The organism is Nocardia sp. NPDC052001 (genome assembly GCF_040680615.1).
Taxonomy (GTDB): Bacteria; Actinomycetota; Actinomycetes; order Mycobacteriales; family Mycobacteriaceae; genus Nocardia.
Genome location: NZ_JBFAXC010000003.1, coordinates 928,485 through 943,992 on the forward strand (window position 1 = coordinate 928,485; position 15,508 = coordinate 943,992).

The following is a 15,508-nucleotide window of genomic DNA, read 5'->3' on the forward strand; positions in this document are numbered from 1 at the left end:
GCGAGTACTGATATGACCTCACCGATGGACGTGACCGTCAAGCGCACCGATGCCGTGCTGCGGGAGATGTCCCGGGTGGTGGTGGGCAAGCGGGATGAACTGCAGCTGATCATGATCGCCGTACTGTCCGGCGGGCACATCCTCATCGAGGATCTGCCCGGTCTGGGCAAAACGCTCATCGCCCGCTCGTTCGCGACGGCGCTGGGGTTGAACTTCACCCGCGTGCAGTTCACCCCGGACCTGCTGCCCGCGGACCTCATCGGCTCCACCATCTACGACATGCATTCGGGCCGGTTCACCTTCCGGCGCGGCCCGGTCTTCACCAATATGCTGCTGGCCGACGAGATCAACCGCACCCCGCCCAAGACCCAGGCCGCGCTGTTGGAGGCGATGGCCGAGGGCCAGGTATCGATCGACGGGGAAACCTTCCCGCTGCCACAGCCTTTCGTGGTCATGGCGACCGATAACCCGATCGAGTACGAGGGCACCTATCCGCTGCCCGAAGCCCAATTGGACCGCTTCGCACTGCAATTGCGGCTCGGCTATCTCTCCGAGACCGATGAGATGCAGATGATCCGCCGCAGGCTGGAGCGCGGTTCGCAGCCCGCTCAGATCGGCCAGGTGGTCGATGCCGAGGGCCTGATGGAAATGCGCCAATCGGTGGAGTTCGTGACCGTGCACCCCGATGTGGTCGGCTACGTCGTCTCCCTGGCCGCCGCCACCCGCAGCCACCCACAGGTCGAGGTCGGCGCCAGCCCCCGAGCCGAACTCGACCTGGTCCAAATGGCCCGCGCCCGAGCCCTTCTCAATGGCCGCGACTACGTGGTACCCGAGGACGTCAAGGCCCTGGCCATCCCCGCCATGGCGCACCGCATCACGCTGCGCCCCGAAATGTGGGTCCGCCGCATCCGCGGCGAGGACGTCATCGCCGAACTCCTGCGCCGCCTCCCGGTACCCCGCGCCAACCAGGCATGAGAGGGATCGCGTAGGCCGAACATGAACTCCCACCCCGCATTACCCAACCCGCCGCACACCGCGTGTCCCACTGCCGCCCGGGTGGGACCCGCCCCTGCGAGTTCTGCTGAGCGCGCCGGAATGAGGCTGCGTCGCGAGGGCATCGAGACGGCGCGGCGACCCGAGCGGTCTGCGGGGCGCTTGTGAAGCATCGCGATGAGAGTGCGGCCTCCTCGACCGAATTGCGCTGGCGGCCCGCGCCGTTGGTGTTCATGCTGGCGGTGGTGTCGGTGGCCGCGCTGGTGGCGGCGATCGTGTTGGGGCAGTGGCAGTTGGTGGTGTTCGCCGCGCCCATGCTCGGGGTGCTGGCGACCGCGCCGTTGCAGTTGTCGCGCACCAGGATTCAGGTGGACGGGGTCGGGGTGCTGCGCTGTTTCGAGACCGAGGAAGTGGTGTTGACCGCGGCCGCCTTCGTGGAGAGCGGACATGCGTTGCTGCGCATGCATTCTCAGCGGGTGGCCGGGATGGACACCCAGGTGGAGGAGGCGTTCGATTCCGGGGCAGCGCCCGCCGGGATGCGCATCGCGCTGTCCGCGCCGCGCTGGGGCCGGTATCCGATTCCGGTGCGGGTGACGGCGTTGAGTCCGGCGGGGCTGGCGGTGGCCTCGGTGCAGCTGCCCGCGGGTGACGTATACGTGTACCCGATCACCGATCCGCAGCGAATGCGCTTGCCGCGCACCGAACTTCCCGAGCGGATCGGCACGCATCTCACCCGCAGGCACGGTCCGGGCGTGGAGTTCGCCGATGTGCGCGCGTACGCGCCGGGCGATCAGCTGCGCACGGTGAACTGGGCGGTGAGCGCACGGCGCGGACGCCTGTTCGTGACCGAGCGCTTCACCAATCGCGCGGCGGATGTGGTTGTGCTGGTAGACACCTCGCTGCAGGCCCCGGGCCCGGCCTCGGACTCGCTGGAGCTCTCGGTGCGCGGCGCGGCGCAGGTGGCGCAGTCGGCGCTGCAGGCCGGTGACCGGACAGCCGTTGTCTGCCTGGGTCGTTCGCCGCGCTGGCTGCGCCCGGATATCGGCCGCCGCCAGTTCTATCGCATCGTCGACACCGTGCTGGACGTGGGCGATGAACATATCGCCACCCAGGGCTCGCTGGCCCCGCACGCGGGCGTGCCGATCGGCGCGGTGGTGGTCGCCTTCTCCACGCTGCTGGACACCCAATTCGCGCTGGCGCTCATCGATCTGCGCAAGCGCGGGCACGTCGTGGTGGTGGTGGACGTGCTGCGCGGCCCGCCGTTCTCCGACGGCCTGGATTCCACGCTGGCGCGCATGTGGCAGCTGGAGCGCACCTCCATGTACCGCGATATGAGCACGGTCGGCGTGGATATCGTGCCGTGGCCCGAGGACGCGCGCCTGGATCAGATCATGCGCCTGCTGCCCCAGCAGCGCCGGACCGTGCGGGTGCGCCGATGACCAGATTCCTCGCGGTGCTCTCCGGTCTGCTACTCGCGCTCGGTGTCGCCCTGGTGTTGCCGTGGGCGGCCATTCCGACGGTCGTGCTCGCGATCGCGGGCTGGCGGTGGCGGGTGAGCGCGGTCGGCGCGGTGCTGGCCGCACTGGCCGTACTCGCCTTCGTCGAGACCGGCGCGCTGGTCGCCGGGGCGATCGGCCTGGTGGCCACCACCTACCTGCTCAATACCGCGACGGTGTCGGCTCCGATCGGGGTGGTGCCCACCACCATCCCCTCGGTGGCGGGCGCCCTGATCTTCACGGTGGCCGCCGGAACGGCGACGTTATTGCCTGCGGGCTTGTCCTGGATTCCGATCGTGGCGCCGATCGCGGTGATTCTGCTGTACGCCTTGATCATTCGAGGACTGGTGGACGAACGTTCCGGCGGGTGAGGACTTTCGGAGTTACCGCGGGGCCGACCCGGGTTACTGCAGGGCCGGCGGCATCCGCGTCGGCTTGATGCGCCCGGCGTCGACGAGGGCGCGGAATGCCGCACCCTTGCGATCGCACTCGCCGACCACGCAGCGGCGGTGCTGCTGCATGGTGCGGTGCGCCTCGGTCACATCGAGTTCGTGATCGGGTGCGCCGTGCGACCAGACGGAAGTGGACAGGATGGGATCGGCGGATGCGGTGTGCTCATTGCTGATTCGCTCGCGGATCCGGTCCACCGACAGTCTGTCCGGATCACGATGCGGTTGATGCAGGCTCACGAACGTGACGGCCATGATCGTGAGCATTGCCAGGGTGGCTGTGAACACCTGCCAGCCGGCCATTGGTTCACCTTCTCCATGTCTATCGGTTGAATCGGGGGTAGTTCGCTAGATATTCACCATAAGGCCGCGAGCGTTACTTGTTCCAGTACTTCATAGGTCAGAAACAGCCGAATTTCGGCCTATAACAGCAACTTACCGGCCGGTTCCGGCCCGAAGTACGCCGAGAGTTTGCGAAGATTTTCCTGTGACCGACGGCCAGGCGCAGTTGCGTTCCATAACCAGTGCGGCACTGCTGGTCGAATTCGCGTCGGGACGGGGGATACCCACGCCTGCGCTGTTGCGCGGCACCGGAATTCGCGAAGGCGATCTGCTCGACTCCACCGCCGAGATCACCCTCGGGCAGGAATTGGCGCTGATGCGCAATGTGGTGGCCGAGGTCGGCGACGAACCCGGCATGGGTCTGATGGCCGGATTGCTGTGCCATCCGCCCAGCTTGGGCGTGCTCGGCTTCGCGCTGATGAGCTGTCCGACCGTGCGTGACGCGGTCGGTCTGGCGTTGCGCTACGCGGATCTGTCCTTCACCGTCGCCCGGCATCATCTGGTCATCGACGGGCAGGATGTCTCAATTGTCCGGGACGACAGCGGTGTTCCGCGCGAGGTGCGGCGCTTCGCGGTGGAACGCGATGTGGCGGCCATCTGGACGATTCAGCAGGATGTGCTGCCCATGCGGCCGCCCATCACGCGGGTCGCGGTGGCCTTTCCGCCGCATCCGGTCTACGAGATGTTCGGGGCCATGCTGGGGGTCGAGGAGGTGACCTTCAACACCGCCCGCTCGGTGGTGACCGGTCCCGCCGACATTCAGAGTCTGCAACTGCCGCAGGCGAATTCGGCCACGGCGCGGTTCTACGAACAGCAGTGCGCCGATCTCATGCAGCGCCGCCGCAGCCGGGTCGGCATCAGCGGGCGGGTGCGCCAATTGCTCATCAGCCGGGGCGGTATCGCCGATCAATCCCGGATCGCGGCGGAACTCGATCTGAGCGTGCGCACCCTGCGCCGCCGGCTCGCCGATGAGGGCACCACCTTCCGCGAACTGACCACCGAGACCATCGGATTGCTCGCCGAGGAGCTGCTCATCACCGGAATGACGGTGGAGCAGGCCGCGATTCGGCTCGGCTACGCCAGCGTGTCCGCGTTCACCTCGGCCTTCCGCGCCTGGAAGGGGCAGTCGCCCGGGCAGTTCGCGCGCGAGAACCGCGGACGGGTGTCGCGCGCCAGCTGAACGCTGCGTCGCGCCAGCCGAACGCTGTGTCAGGGTCCAGCTGAACGCTACGGCTCGCACGGGTGCGAATCGGGCGAAGGTCGCACTCCCGGACCGTCGAATGCACTATGGCGATTGAAATATTCCGATCTCCCGGAATTCTTACGGTGGCCCGAATCAGCAAGGGCCGCGACCGAAAATCGGTAGCGGCCCGGCTGTTTCGGGGGATTTACACGGTGTGGGTCAGCACCACATCGGCCAGTACCGGCGCGTCATCGCGCTCCACCACGGTCGCGGCGATGAGCAGTTCGCCCTCGGTCTCCCAGATGCGGGTGCGCAGCGTCTCACCCGGGTAGAGAACTCCGGCGAACCGGGCGCGGAATCCGGTGACGCGGGCGGCATTCGAGCCCAGCGCGGTATCGGTGGCGGCCTTGAGGACCAGGCCGTACGTGCACAGGCCGTGCAGAATCGGGTTGGGGAATCCGGCATTACGGGCGAATTCCGGATCCGAGTGCAGCGGATTGCGGTCACCGCACATGCGGTACAGCAGCGCCTGCTGCGGCAGGGTCGGGGTCAGCACATCGAAATCCGGTGCGCGGTCCGGGAGTTCGGCCTTGGCCGACGGTCCGCGATCGCCGCCGAAACCGCCCTCGCCCTTGGCGAAGATGGAAGAGCGCGCGGTCCACAGCAATTCGCCGTCCGAGCTGGTGGCGGTGTGCTCCTGCCAGATCACCGCGGCCGAGCCCTTATCCCAGATCTCACTGATCCGGCGCTCGAAAACCGCCTTGCCCGCCGCCGGAATCGGCCGGTGCACCACGATCTCCTGGCTGCCGTGCACCACCTTCGCGAGGTCGATGTCGACACCCGGGAACTGCACCTTGGGTGGCTCCGTTTCGTGGAAAAACGGTGCGACGGTTGCGAAAGAGGGCAGAACCTGCGGATTGCGGTCATCCAGGTACCGAAGTTCGGCCGGTTCCGTCCAGCGCGCACCCGCGCCCAGCGCCAGGTTGTACAGCTGCACATCCGACGGCGTCCAACTGAAGTCGACGGACGGCAGCACCGCGCCGAGCGCGATATTCGGATCGATGGGCATGAAGTTCTCCTCGTGAATAAGTGGGGCGCTCACCCGCGAAGGGCCATGCTGCCGCGACCGTCCGCGGACCCATCGGGTCCGATCCTGCGGCCCGTTCGGCCCGCGAGCAAGCACCGCGCCCGCTCGCCGGGACTTTCGGCGCGGGCTCACCCGAAGGCGATCGCACCTGCCCATCCCCACCGGGCGGCCGTAGGTCTTGGAGTTTTGATGCCCGCCGCGCCACCGGGCAGGGGGTTCCGGCGGTGCGGCGGGCAGGGGGTGGGCTGGGCGCGAGCACGACGTGACCCGACTCGCGCCCAACCCGTCCTGAACTGGGTTGGGACAGTTCAGGAGTTCTGGTCGGCCGTCACGGCCGCGCCGTTCTTCGCCTTGGCGGCGATATCGAGCGCGGCGAGGTAGCCGAAGGTGATCGCGGGTCCGATGGTCGCGCCGGGACCCGCGTAGGTGTGGCCCATGACGGGGGAGGAGGTGTTGCCCGCGGCGTAGAGGCCGTCGATGACCGTGCCGTCCTCGCGGAGCACGCGGCCGTCGTTATCGGTGACCAGACCGCCCTTGGTGCCGAGATCGCCCGGGTACATGCGGACACCGTAGAACGGGCCCACCTCGAGCTTGTTCAGGCACGGGTTCGGCTTGATGGTCGGATCGCCGTAGTAGCGGTCATAGGCGCTATTGCCGCGGCCGAAGTCCTCGTCCACGCCACTGTCCACGAAGCCGTTGAAGCGCTCCACGGTCGCGGTCAGGCTATCGGCGGGCACGCCCAGCTTCTCGGCGAGTTCGGCCAAGGTCGGCGCCACGACGATGTTGTCGTTTTCCATCCAGCGGGACGGAAAACGCTGACCGGGCTGCAGACCAGCGAAGATGTAGCGACTCCGGTAGCGCTGGTCGAACACCAGCCACGAGGGCACGTTCTCGCCCGGACCATCACCCTGCCCGTATTCGCCGCCGTACATGGTGTGCACAGCCTCGACGTAAGGAGCGGACTCATTACCGAATCGCTTGCCTTCGTCGTTGACGATGATGCATCCCGGCAGATTGCGCTCGGCGAGCGCGAACCACGGCTTGCCCTGGCCCTTGAGCGTGGTGGGACCCCACCAGGCGTCTTCCATGAAGTCAACGGCCGCACCGGCATCCAGGCCCGCGCGGATGGCGTCGCCGGTATTGGCGGCCGCACCGGTGGTCCATTCGGTGGTGATGGGTTCACGCTGGTACTTGTGCCGCATATCGGCGTTGTGCTCGAAGCCGCCCGCGCCCAGGATCACGCCGTATTTGGCGTTGAAGCGGACGGTCTCGCCGTTCTGCTCGGCCTCGACGCCGGTGACGACGCCGTTCTCGATGACCAGTCCGGTGAGCGGAGTGTTCAGCAGCACAGGCACATTCGCGTCCAGCAGGCCCTTGCGCATACCTGCGATGATCGCCTGGCCCATGCCCACGAGCGCCTTACCGGTGACTTTGCCCCAGGCCCAGCGGGTTCCGACGCGCAGCACCGTGGCGAAGCCGATGGGGTGGCGGCGCAGCAGGTTCAGCTTCTTGTAATCCGCCTGCAGGATAACCACATTCAGCGGAGCCTTGGAGTAGGGCGGTTCCAGGTTGAAGCGTTCGGCGCCGAGGATCTTGAGGTTCAGCGGTTTGGGTTCGCAGGAGCGGCCGTCCGCCTTGCCGCCCGGTGCCTCCGGGTAGTAGTCGGAGTAGCCCGGCACCCACTTCATCTTCAGTGCGGAGTGGTCCAGCACGAAGTCGAAAGCCTCCGCGCCGCGGTCGATGTAGGTATCGATCTTGTCGGCGGGCACCACATCGCCGATGATGCTGCGCAGGTAGGTGCGGGCTTCCTCGCGGTCGTCGGGACGTCCCGAAGCCTTGAGCGCCTTATTGCCCGGAATCCAGACACCACCACCCGAGCGGGCGGTGGATCCGCCGTAATGCGCGGCTTTCTCGATGAGCACCACGCGCAGACCGCGGTGTGCGGCGGTGAGGGCGGCGGTCATACCGGCGGCACCGCTGCCGACCACCACCACGTCGTAATCCCGATCAGTCATGTAGAACACGTTATAGAATCAATCCTGGTTTGGTCTATGTTGGTCTGGCAGGTGGGACCGCTGAGGCGATTTACTTCACAAAAACTCGTTTCAGTTTCTAGTCTCGTAACTGCTTGGCCACCGGCCAGCCCCTTGTACGGAAGGAAACAGCGTGCTGACCGACGCGCTTCGTAAGGAACTGGCGGACGAACTCGCCGTAGCAGAACGGGACCGTATCGCGCTCGACCCCCTGGTCGCGCGGCATCCCGACATCGACGTGGTCGATGCCTACGAGATCCAACTGATCAATATGCGTCGGCGGTTCGCGGGCGGAGCCAAGGTGGTGGGCCACAAGGTGGGCCTGTCCTCCAAGGCCATGCAGCAGATGATGGGCGTGGACGAACCCGACTACGGACATCTCCTCGCGGAGATGGAGGTCTTCGAAGACGTTCCGGTCGACACCGCCAAATTCCTGTACCCGCGCGTCGAGGTCGAGGTCGGCTTCATTCTGGGCGCGGATCTGCCCGGCGCGGACTGCACCGAGGAAGACGTGCTGAAGGCCACCGTCGCCTACGCGCCCTCCATCGAGTTGATCGATACCCGCATCAAGGACTGGAAGATCGGCCTGTGCGACACCATCGCCGATAACGCCTCCTCGGCCGGATTCGTCCTCGGCAAGCAGCGCGTGGCCCCGGATCAGTTGGATATCAAGGCAATCGACGCCGTGCTGACCCGCAATGGCGAGGTCATCGCCGAGGGCCGCTCCGATGCCGTGCTCGGCGACCCCACCATCGCGGTGGCATGGCTGGCCCGCAAGGTCGCCCAGTTCGGCGTGCGCCTCAAGGCCGGAGACATCATCCTGCCGGGGTCCTGCACCCGCGCCATCGACGCCCGTCCGGGTGACGAGTTCATCGCCGAGTTCACCGGACTCGGCTCCGTCCACCTGTCTTTCAGCTGAGCTCACCGAAGTAGGAGAAAGCCGTGACCGCAAGCAAAGTCACCGCCGCGATCGTCGGGTCCGGCAACATCAGCACCGATCTGCTGTACAAGCTGCTGCGTTCGGACAAGATCGAGCCGCGCTGGATGGTCGGCATCGACCCGGAGTCCGAGGGCCTCAAGCGCGCTCGCGGCCTGGGACTCGAAACCTCCCCCGAGGGCGCGGATTGGCTGCTCGCCCTCGATGAGAAGCCCGATTTGCTGTTCGAGGCCACCTCGGCCTACGTGCACCGCGCGTACGCGCCGAAATACGAGGCCGCAGGCATTCGCGCGGTCGACCTCACCCCCGCGGCCGTCGGCCCCGCCGTCATCCCGCCGGTGAACCTGGATTCGCTGCGCGACGCCATGAACGTCAACATGATCACCTGTGGTGGCCAGGCGACGATTCCGATGGTCAACGCGGTCTCTCGGGTCGTTCCGGTGTCCTATGCCGAGATCGTGGCCTCGGTCTCCTCGGTGTCGGCCGGTCCCGGCACCCGCGCGAATATCGACGAGTTCACCAAGACCACCTCCAACGGCGTGGTGAGCATCGGTGGCGCCGAGCGTGGCAAGGCGATCATCATCCTGAACCCGGCCGAGCCGCCGATGATCATGCGCGACACCATCTTCTGCGCGATTCCCGAGGACGCGGACCGCGATGCGATCAGCGAGTCGATCTTCCGCATGGAGAAGTCCATCCAGGAGTACGTGCCCGGTTATCGCCTGCTCAACGACCCGCAGTTCGACGACCCCTCGCTGGTCTCCGGTGGCCTGGCGAAGGTTTCGATCTTCGTCGAGGTCGAGGGCGCGGGCGACTTCCTGCCGCCGTACGCGGGCAACCTCGACATCATGACGGCTGCGGCCACCAAGGTCGGCGACGTGCTGGCCGATCAGATCCTCTCGGCTCGGGTGTAAGGGAGAACTCAACCATGAGCAATGTGCTGAAGCCCTTCTCGGGCGAACTCGATGTGCGTGTCACGGACACCTCGCTCCGCGACGGCTCGCATCACAAGCGCCACCAGTTCACCGTCACCGAGGTCCGCGATATCGTCGGCGCCCTCGATGCCTCCGGCGTGCCGGTCATCGAGGTCACCCACGGCGACGGCCTCGCCGGTTCCTCGTTCAACTACGGTTTCTCCAAAACCCCTGAGCAGGAACTGATCAAGGCCGCCGCGGAGACCGCCAAGCAGGCCAAGATCGCCTTCCTCATGCTGCCCGGCGTGGGCGTGAAGGAAGACATCAAGATCTCGCAGGACAATGGTGCGTCCATCTGCCGCATCGCCACCCACTGCACCGAAGCGGATGTCTCCATCCAGCACTTCGGTTACGCACGGGATCTGGGTCTCGAGACCGTCGGCTTCCTCATGATGGCGCACTCCACCACCCCGGAGCTGCTCGCCAAGCAGGCGCGCATCATGGCCGATGCGGGCTGCCAGTGCGTCTACGTCGTCGACTCCGCCGGTGCCCTTGTGCTGGAACAGGTTTCGGATCGCGTCTCCGCGCTGGTCGCCGAACTCGGCGATGACGCGCAGGTCGGTTTCCACGGCCACGAGAACCTGGGTCTGGCTGTCGCCAACTCGGTGTACGCGGTGCGCGCGGGTGCGACCCAGATCGACGGTTCGGCTCGCCGCTTCGGCGCGGGCGCGGGCAACCTGCCCGTCGAGGCGTTCATCGGCGTCTGCGACAAGCTCGGCGTCAAGACCGGCGTCGACTTCTTCGCCATCACCGATGCCGCGGAAGACGTTGTGCGCCCGGCGATGCCGAGCGAATGCCTGCTGGACCGCCAGGCCCTGATGATGGGTTACGCGGGCGTCTACTCCTCGTTCCTGCGGCACGCGGAGCGTCAGGCCGAGCGCTACGGCGTCTCCGCCGCGGAGATGCTGGTGCGCGCGGGCAAGCGCAAGCTGGTCGGCGGCCAGGAAGATCAGCTCATCGATATCGCCCTGGAACTCCAGCGCGAGCAGGCGGCGGTCACCGCCTGATCCGCTGGCATAACGAACTGGGCCGCAACCACTTTCGGTTGCGGCCCAGTTCGTCGTCACGCACCGCTCAACCGCGCAGTCAAGGAACGGCGACAGCCAGCGTCGCGTATCCGAGCGCCGCGAACACGTCATCGGCTTCCAAATCGGGATGATCGCCGAGAATCTCCTCGACCGAAACCCCCGCCGCGAGCAGCTCGAGCACCAGCTCCACGGGATAGCGCATCCCTCGAATCACCGCCCTGCCACCGCAGACGGCCGGATCGAAGGTAATCCGCTCCTGATAGGACATGCCCCGAATTCTAGGGTCGCACCCTAACCGAACTCTGTGGTTGCGGTGATCCCACCCTATGACTTGTCCTCTACTGTCAACCCATGACCGACATCGTCCTCTACGGAGCCGACTGGTGCGGCGACTGCCGCCGAGCGAAAACCTGGCTGCGCGAAAACCACATCCCCTTCACCGAGGTAGACGTCGAACACGACGACACGGCCCGCGAAAAGGCCATCGCCCTCGCCAACGGCCGCAAGAACATCCCGGTAGTGGTTTTCCCCAACGGCACAGTCCTCATAGAACCCACCAACGCCGACCTCGCCGCGGCCCTCGCGGATTAGCGTCGCGGCTGGTAGCGGCCATTGGCAGGAAAGTGCCAATGCTGGCCAACGGGTGTTTCGGGGCCGATGATGGGGGGATGCGGCAGCAGAGTGTGAATGTGCCGGGGGTTGTCCGGGTTCGGCCCAGTGGGGATTTGGGTGGGGACGTGCGGCGGTTGTTGCGCGGGGTGCGGAGTGAGGCTGTGGTGGCGGTGTCGGGGTCGTTGCGGGGGGAGCGGCATTATGTGTTGGGGCACAGTGCTGTTCGGCAGTTGACGGGGGCTGGGAAGCGGGTTCGGGTTTTGTATTCGCCGGACTTCCTGGAGTCTCGGGATCGGTTGCCGTTGCTGGCGGATTCGGCGGTGGGGCCGGTTATTCGGGTGTCCAGCACCGGGTTTCGCAATGCGCTGATCATCGATCGGCGGGCGGCGGTGCTGTGGAGCGGGGTGGGGGCGGTGGATCCGTATGTGGTGCTGGTGCGGGATCCGGTGTTGATCGGGACCATTCATCAGTTCGCGACCATGACGTGGGAGGCGGCGGCCCGGGTGGAGGGCCGCAAGGACGTCGGGCAGCCGAGCTTCGATGAGAGGTCGCTGGCGGTGCTGGATGCGCTCGCGCATGGGGTCAAGGATGAGGTGGCGGCTCGGGAATTGGGGGTTTCGCTGCGGACCTATCGGCGCGTCGTCGCGGATCTGATGGTGCGGCTCGAGGTCGGTACGCGCTTTCAGGTGGGGGTGCGGGCGGCTCAGCTGGGGCTGATCTCCCTGGACTAGGGTGAGACTTGCGGATAAATAGTCGAGATTTTCAGCTATTCATCGTCTTGTTCGATCCGCATAACGTAGTCCTCGTTCGGTTCGCCGGAATGGCCGGAGACCAGCGGTAGAGGAGAAGACGATGCGTGCGGTTATTCAGGAGAGCTTCGGTGGGCCCGAGGTGCTGAAGGTGGTCGAGGTCGCGAAGCCGGAGTTGCTGTCGGGTGAGGTGCTGGTTCGGGTGCGCGCCAGTGCGGTGAATCCGGTGGATGTGGCGGTGCGGTCGGGGGCGTTCCCGTTGTTGGGGCAGCCGCCGTTCGGGGTGGGGTGGGATATTTCGGGGGTGGTCGAGGCCGCGGGGCCGGGGGCGCGGTATGAGGTCGGTGACGAGGTGTACGGGATGCCGTTCTTCCCGCGTGCCGCGACCGGGTATGCCGAGTATGTGGCCACGCCTTCGCGGCAGGTTGCTCGTAAGCCCAAGTCGCTCAGTCATGTTGAGGCGGCCGCGCTGCCGTTGGCCGCGCTGACCGCGTGGCAGGGGTTGGTGGATCGGGCGGGCGTCAAGGCGGGGGATCGGGTGCTGATTCACCGGGCCGCCGGTGGCGTCGGACATCTGGCGGTGCAGATCGCCAAGGCACACGGTGCGTATGTGATCGCGCTGGCCAGTGCCGAGAAGCACGAATATGTAACCGGGCTCGGCGCGGATGAGGTAATCGATTACCGCACAACCGATTTCACCGAAGCGGTGCACGATGTCGATGTGGTGTTCGATTCGGTCGCCGATGGCGCGCGATCGCTGACGGTGTTGAAGCCGGGCGGGGTGCTGGTGAGCATTCTCGAGCACCCGAACGCCGAGCTGGCCGAGACGGTCAAGGCGGCGGGGCGGCGCTTCGCGGGCGTCTCGGTGGAGCCGGATTACGCTGCGCTGGAAGCGATCGCAGAACTCGTCGACGCGGGCAAGCTGCGCCCGACCATCGCCGAAACCCTGCCGCTGGCGGAGGTGGGCAAGGCGCACGAGATCGTCGCCGAAGCTCGCACGGTGGGCAAGATCGTGCTCACGGTCGACTGAGGATGCCCCGGACTTATCGTCGTCCAATAATGAAACCGGAGCTCGACGCGGAATCGGGCTCCGAACCGAAGGAGAACGGCATGGATGTGCTGAGCGAGGCGCTGGCCTCCATGCGAACCGGTGCGCCGAATTCGGTGCGCACCGAGGGCCGCGCCCCCTGGGGGCTGGCCCTGCCGGAGACCGCGGGCGCGGGATTCCATGTGGTGCTGCACGGTTCGTGCTGGATCTACCCCACCGCGCACAGCACCGAACCGATCGCGCTCGGCACCGGCGATGTGGTGTTCGTGCGGGACGGTTCCGGGCATGTGCTCGCCGACCATCCGGATACCCCGGCCGCGGTATCGCGTCCCGACCAGTACTCCGGTCGGCCGCCGATCGGCGCGGTGCGGATCGGCGGGGACGGTCCGGCGACCAGCCTGCTCTGCGGCAACTATCACCTGGACGGGCAGCGCCCGCATCCACTGCTGCGGCAGCTGCCCGAGTTCATCCATCTACCCGCCCGGGACGGCCGTCACCCCGAATTGGCCGCCGCCATCACGCTTTTGCGCGCCGAGCTGGATAATCCGCGGATCGGCTCGCACGGTATCGTGCCCGCACTCATCGATTCGCTGCTGCTGTACATCCTGCGCGCCTGGGTGGAAGAGCGGCCGCGCTCGGAAGCGGTGGGATGGGCTGCGGCACTGCGTGATCCGGCGGTCGCCCCGGCACTGGCCGCCATGCACGACGATCCGGCCGCCGCCTGGACCGTGCAATCGCTGGCCGATGCGTCCGGCCTGTCCCGCGCCGCGTTCGCCCGCAAATTCAACACCATGGTCGGCGAACCCCCGCTGGCGTATCTGACCCGCTGGCGGCTCACCACCGCCGCCCGCCTGCTCCGCGAGGACGATCTGCCGATGGATCGCGTCGCCGCCCGCGCGGGCTACAGCTCGGAATTCGCCTTCGGCAAAGCATTCAAGCGCGAATACGGCCTCGCCCCTGGGCAATACCGCCGTCAAGCACGTACTGCGGCCTGAATTCCACAGGTGTGCACAAGTTGTCCACAATGCACAGCGCCCCTGTGGATGAATTCCACAGGGGCGCTGGCGCAGTCGGCTCGATCAGCTCACAACCAGGTATCGAGCGTGGTGGTGGTGAGGAAATGCTCCAGATCCGCACGCCACGGCGCGGGCACCGTCTTATCCGGCTCGATGGCCGTGTACTGCCCGCGATAGAACAGCAGGGGCCTGCCGGAATCGGTGGATTCCGACAGGGCCTGCACGCGGCCGATCACGATGTAGTGATCACCGCCGTCGACGACCTGATCCACAGTGCACTGGATCGTGGCCAGGGCGTCGTCCAGCACCGGAAGCTCCAAAGCTGAAGTGTTCCAGGGAACTCCGGCGAACTTGTCCGGTTCGCGCGAGCCGAAACGCGCGCACACCGATTGCTGTTCCTCGGCGAGGATATTGACGCAGAACTTGCCGTTGGCCTCGATGGCCGCCCACGATTTGGATGCCTTGGTGGGGCAGAACACGATCAGGGGCGGGTCGAGGGACAGTGCGGCGAACGACTGGCAGGCGAACCCGATCGGCGCGCCCTCCCCGTCGAAGGTGGTGATGACGGTGATGCCGGTGCAGAACTGCCCCAGCACATTCCGGAATTGCCGTGCGTCGATCTCGGGCTGATCGTCCGTCGTTGTCATGGCCGCCTCTTCGCTTACTTGAATCCGACGGTGAAGTCGTGACCCCACAGGCTCACCGCGGTGGATTCCCGCGCGATCCAGGACTCGTCCTCGACTTCCAAACCCTCGCAGCCGAATTCGATATCGAATCCGCCCGGCGTCTTCATATAGAACGACAGCATTTTATCGTTGATATGCCGTCCGAGGCTGGCCGACATCTTCACCTTGCGGCGCATGGCGCGGTCCAGGCACATGCCGACATCGTCGGAACTCTCCACCTCGACCATCAGGTGCACGATGCCGGTCGGATTCGGCATGGGCAGGAACGCCAGCGCGTGATGGCGCGGGTTGCAGCCGTAGAACCGCAGCCAGGCCGGATCGCCGTCGGCGGGGCGGCCGAGCATCTGCGGATGCAGCTTCATCGAGTCGCGCAGCCGGAAGCCCAGGATGTCCTGATAGAACGCCTGTGCCGCGGCATCGTCGTCGCAGGTGAGCACGACGTGCCCGAGACCCTGTTCGGCGGTGACGAACTTGTGCCCGTACGGGCTGATGAAACGCCGCGCCAGGTACTGCGAGCCGTGGAACGCCTCCAGCACATTGCCGGACGGATCCTGGAACGAGATCAGCGCCTCGACGCGACGGTCGGCGACCTCTTCCCTGGTGCCCTCGCGGAACGCCACGCCGGCCTTGGAGAGCTTCTCCCGAAGGACCTGCAGCGCGGGGCCGTCGGTCACCTCCCAGCCGGAAACCTGAAGCCGGTCAACGTCGCTCGGCACGATCACCAGGCGCGCCGGGAAATCATCCATGCGCAGGTAGAGGGCATCCGGATCGGGTCCGGTGCCCTCCATCATGCCGAGCACCTTGAGCCCGTACTCACGCCAGGCCGCCATATCGGTGGCCCCGATGCGCATGTATCCGAGTGCTCGAATGCTCAT

17 protein-coding genes are annotated in these 15,508 nt (G+C 66.4%); 11 read left to right on the forward strand and 6 right to left on the reverse strand.

What is annotated here, in order from left to right:
* Positions 1–12 precede the first annotated feature (12 nt).
* The 3 genes from AB0L82_RS19680 to AB0L82_RS19690 all read left to right on the forward strand — a co-directional run bounded on the left by AB0L82_RS19680 (position 13) and on the right by AB0L82_RS19690 (position 2,860).
* Entirely contained in the window at positions 13–975 is a 963-nt protein-coding gene (locus AB0L82_RS19680) for a MoxR family ATPase (protein ID WP_364637734.1), read from the forward strand.
* A gap of 182 nt (positions 976–1,157) precedes the next feature.
* Positions 1,158–2,432, forward strand: coding sequence for a DUF58 domain-containing protein (locus AB0L82_RS19685; protein WP_364637736.1), 1,275 nt, complete (start codon positions 1,158–1,160; stop codon positions 2,430–2,432).
* Positions 2,429–2,860, forward strand: coding sequence for a hypothetical protein (locus AB0L82_RS19690; RefSeq protein WP_364637738.1), 432 nt, complete (start codon positions 2,429–2,431; stop codon positions 2,858–2,860). Before AB0L82_RS19685 ends, AB0L82_RS19690 begins: the two co-directional genes overlap by 4 nt.
* 33 nt (positions 2,861–2,893) lie before the next feature.
* Here AB0L82_RS19690 and AB0L82_RS19695 read toward each other — a convergent pair whose 3' ends face one another.
* A complete protein-coding gene (locus AB0L82_RS19695) occupies positions 2,894–3,241 on the reverse strand; it encodes a hypothetical protein (protein WP_364637740.1) in 348 nt (115 codons plus the stop codon).
* Between the two features lie 184 nt (positions 3,242–3,425).
* Between AB0L82_RS19695 and AB0L82_RS19700 the strand changes: the two genes are divergently transcribed.
* Complete coding sequence (locus AB0L82_RS19700; protein ID WP_364637742.1) at positions 3,426–4,460, forward strand: AraC family transcriptional regulator; 1,035 nt, start codon at positions 3,426–3,428, stop codon at positions 4,458–4,460.
* Between the two features lie 208 nt (positions 4,461–4,668).
* Here AB0L82_RS19700 and AB0L82_RS19705 read toward each other — a convergent pair whose 3' ends face one another.
* Together AB0L82_RS19705 and kstD are read right to left on the reverse strand one after the other, a co-directional pair.
* Positions 4,669–5,532 carry a MaoC/PaaZ C-terminal domain-containing protein gene (locus tag AB0L82_RS19705; RefSeq protein ID WP_364637744.1) on the reverse strand — a complete coding sequence of 288 codons (864 nt, stop codon included), beginning with the start codon at positions 5,530–5,532 and terminating at the stop codon, positions 4,669–4,671.
* Positions 5,533–5,858: 326 nt separating this feature from the next.
* Positions 5,859–7,565 (reverse strand): 3-oxosteroid 1-dehydrogenase, encoded by a 1,707-nt coding sequence (gene kstD / locus AB0L82_RS19710; RefSeq protein ID WP_364637746.1) that lies wholly within the window; start codon positions 7,563–7,565, stop codon positions 5,859–5,861.
* Positions 7,566–7,716: 151 nt separating this feature from the next.
* On the opposite strand from kstD, the gene AB0L82_RS19715 reads away from it, so the two are divergent.
* Genes AB0L82_RS19715 through dmpG form a run of 3 tightly spaced genes read left to right on the forward strand, consistent with a single transcriptional unit; the run spans position 7,717 to position 10,501 of the window.
* Entirely contained in the window at positions 7,717–8,502 is a 786-nt protein-coding gene (locus AB0L82_RS19715) for a 2-keto-4-pentenoate hydratase (protein ID WP_364637748.1), read from the forward strand.
* A 23-nt stretch (positions 8,503–8,525) separates the two neighbouring features.
* Positions 8,526–9,434 (forward strand): acetaldehyde dehydrogenase (acetylating), encoded by a 909-nt coding sequence (locus AB0L82_RS19720; protein ID WP_364637750.1) that lies wholly within the window; start codon positions 8,526–8,528, stop codon positions 9,432–9,434.
* 14 nt (positions 9,435–9,448) lie between these two features.
* Positions 9,449–10,501 carry a 4-hydroxy-2-oxovalerate aldolase gene (dmpG, locus tag AB0L82_RS19725; RefSeq protein WP_364637752.1) on the forward strand — a complete coding sequence of 351 codons (1,053 nt, stop codon included), beginning with the start codon at positions 9,449–9,451 and terminating at the stop codon, positions 10,499–10,501.
* Between the two features lie 79 nt (positions 10,502–10,580).
* Here dmpG and AB0L82_RS19730 read toward each other — a convergent pair whose 3' ends face one another.
* Entirely contained in the window at positions 10,581–10,790 is a 210-nt protein-coding gene (locus tag AB0L82_RS19730) for a DUF433 domain-containing protein (RefSeq protein WP_364637754.1), read from the reverse strand.
* A gap of 83 nt (positions 10,791–10,873) precedes the next feature.
* On the opposite strand from AB0L82_RS19730, the gene AB0L82_RS19735 reads away from it, so the two are divergent.
* The 4 genes from AB0L82_RS19735 to AB0L82_RS19750 all read left to right on the forward strand — a co-directional run bounded on the left by AB0L82_RS19735 (position 10,874) and on the right by AB0L82_RS19750 (position 13,926).
* Entirely contained in the window at positions 10,874–11,113 is a 240-nt protein-coding gene (locus AB0L82_RS19735) for a glutaredoxin domain-containing protein (protein ID WP_364637756.1), read from the forward strand.
* A 281-nt stretch (positions 11,114–11,394) separates the two neighbouring features.
* Positions 11,395–11,865, forward strand: a complete 471-nt coding sequence (locus tag AB0L82_RS19740; protein ID WP_364637758.1) for a hypothetical protein — start codon at positions 11,395–11,397, stop codon at positions 11,863–11,865.
* Between the two features lie 121 nt (positions 11,866–11,986).
* Positions 11,987–12,913, forward strand: coding sequence for an NADP-dependent oxidoreductase (locus AB0L82_RS19745; RefSeq protein ID WP_364637760.1), 927 nt, complete (start codon positions 11,987–11,989; stop codon positions 12,911–12,913).
* A 29-nt stretch (positions 12,914–12,942) separates the two neighbouring features.
* Entirely contained in the window at positions 12,943–13,926 is a 984-nt protein-coding gene (locus AB0L82_RS19750; RefSeq protein WP_364637762.1) for an AraC family transcriptional regulator, read from the forward strand.
* Between the two features lie 89 nt (positions 13,927–14,015).
* On the opposite strand, the gene hsaB is transcribed toward AB0L82_RS19750, so the two are convergent.
* Together hsaB and hsaC are read right to left on the reverse strand one after the other, a co-directional pair.
* Entirely contained in the window at positions 14,016–14,594 is a 579-nt protein-coding gene (gene hsaB, locus AB0L82_RS19755; protein WP_364637764.1) for a 3-hydroxy-9,10-secoandrosta-1,3,5(10)-triene-9,17-dione monooxygenase reductase subunit, read from the reverse strand.
* 14 nt (positions 14,595–14,608) lie between these two features.
* Positions 14,609–15,508: an iron-dependent extradiol dioxygenase HsaC gene (hsaC, locus tag AB0L82_RS19760; protein ID WP_364637766.1), complete on the reverse strand. Its 900-nt coding sequence runs from the start codon at positions 15,506–15,508 to the stop codon at positions 14,609–14,611.

What these genes read in the sequence shown, in the direction of transcription:
- hsaC (WP_364637766.1), bottom strand. Translation starts at nt 15,508, where the DNA reads ATGAGCATTCGAGCACTCGGATACATGCGCATCGGGGCCACCGATATG.
- AB0L82_RS19695 (WP_364637740.1), bottom strand. Translation starts at nt 3,241, where the DNA reads ATGGCCGGCTGGCAGGTGTTCACAGCCACCCTGGCAATGCTCACGATC.
- AB0L82_RS19730 (WP_364637754.1), bottom strand. Translation starts at nt 10,790, where the DNA reads ATGTCCTATCAGGAGCGGATTACCTTCGATCCGGCCGTCTGCGGTGGC.
- AB0L82_RS19735 (WP_364637756.1), top strand. Translation starts at nt 10,874, where the DNA reads ATGACCGACATCGTCCTCTACGGAGCCGACTGGTGCGGCGACTGCCGC.
- dmpG (WP_364637752.1), top strand. Translation starts at nt 9,449, where the DNA reads ATGAGCAATGTGCTGAAGCCCTTCTCGGGCGAACTCGATGTGCGTGTC.
- AB0L82_RS19690 (WP_364637738.1), top strand. Translation starts at nt 2,429, where the DNA reads ATGACCAGATTCCTCGCGGTGCTCTCCGGTCTGCTACTCGCGCTCGGT.
- AB0L82_RS19745 (WP_364637760.1), top strand. Translation starts at nt 11,987, where the DNA reads ATGCGTGCGGTTATTCAGGAGAGCTTCGGTGGGCCCGAGGTGCTGAAG.
- hsaB (WP_364637764.1), bottom strand. Translation starts at nt 14,594, where the DNA reads ATGACAACGACGGACGATCAGCCCGAGATCGACGCACGGCAATTCCGG.
- AB0L82_RS19750 (WP_364637762.1), top strand. Translation starts at nt 12,943, where the DNA reads ATGAAACCGGAGCTCGACGCGGAATCGGGCTCCGAACCGAAGGAGAAC.
- AB0L82_RS19705 (WP_364637744.1), bottom strand. Translation starts at nt 5,532, where the DNA reads ATGCCCATCGATCCGAATATCGCGCTCGGCGCGGTGCTGCCGTCCGTC.
- kstD (WP_364637746.1), bottom strand. Translation starts at nt 7,565, where the DNA reads ATGACTGATCGGGATTACGACGTGGTGGTGGTCGGCAGCGGTGCCGCC.
- AB0L82_RS19680 (WP_364637734.1), top strand. Translation starts at nt 13, where the DNA reads ATGACCTCACCGATGGACGTGACCGTCAAGCGCACCGATGCCGTGCTG.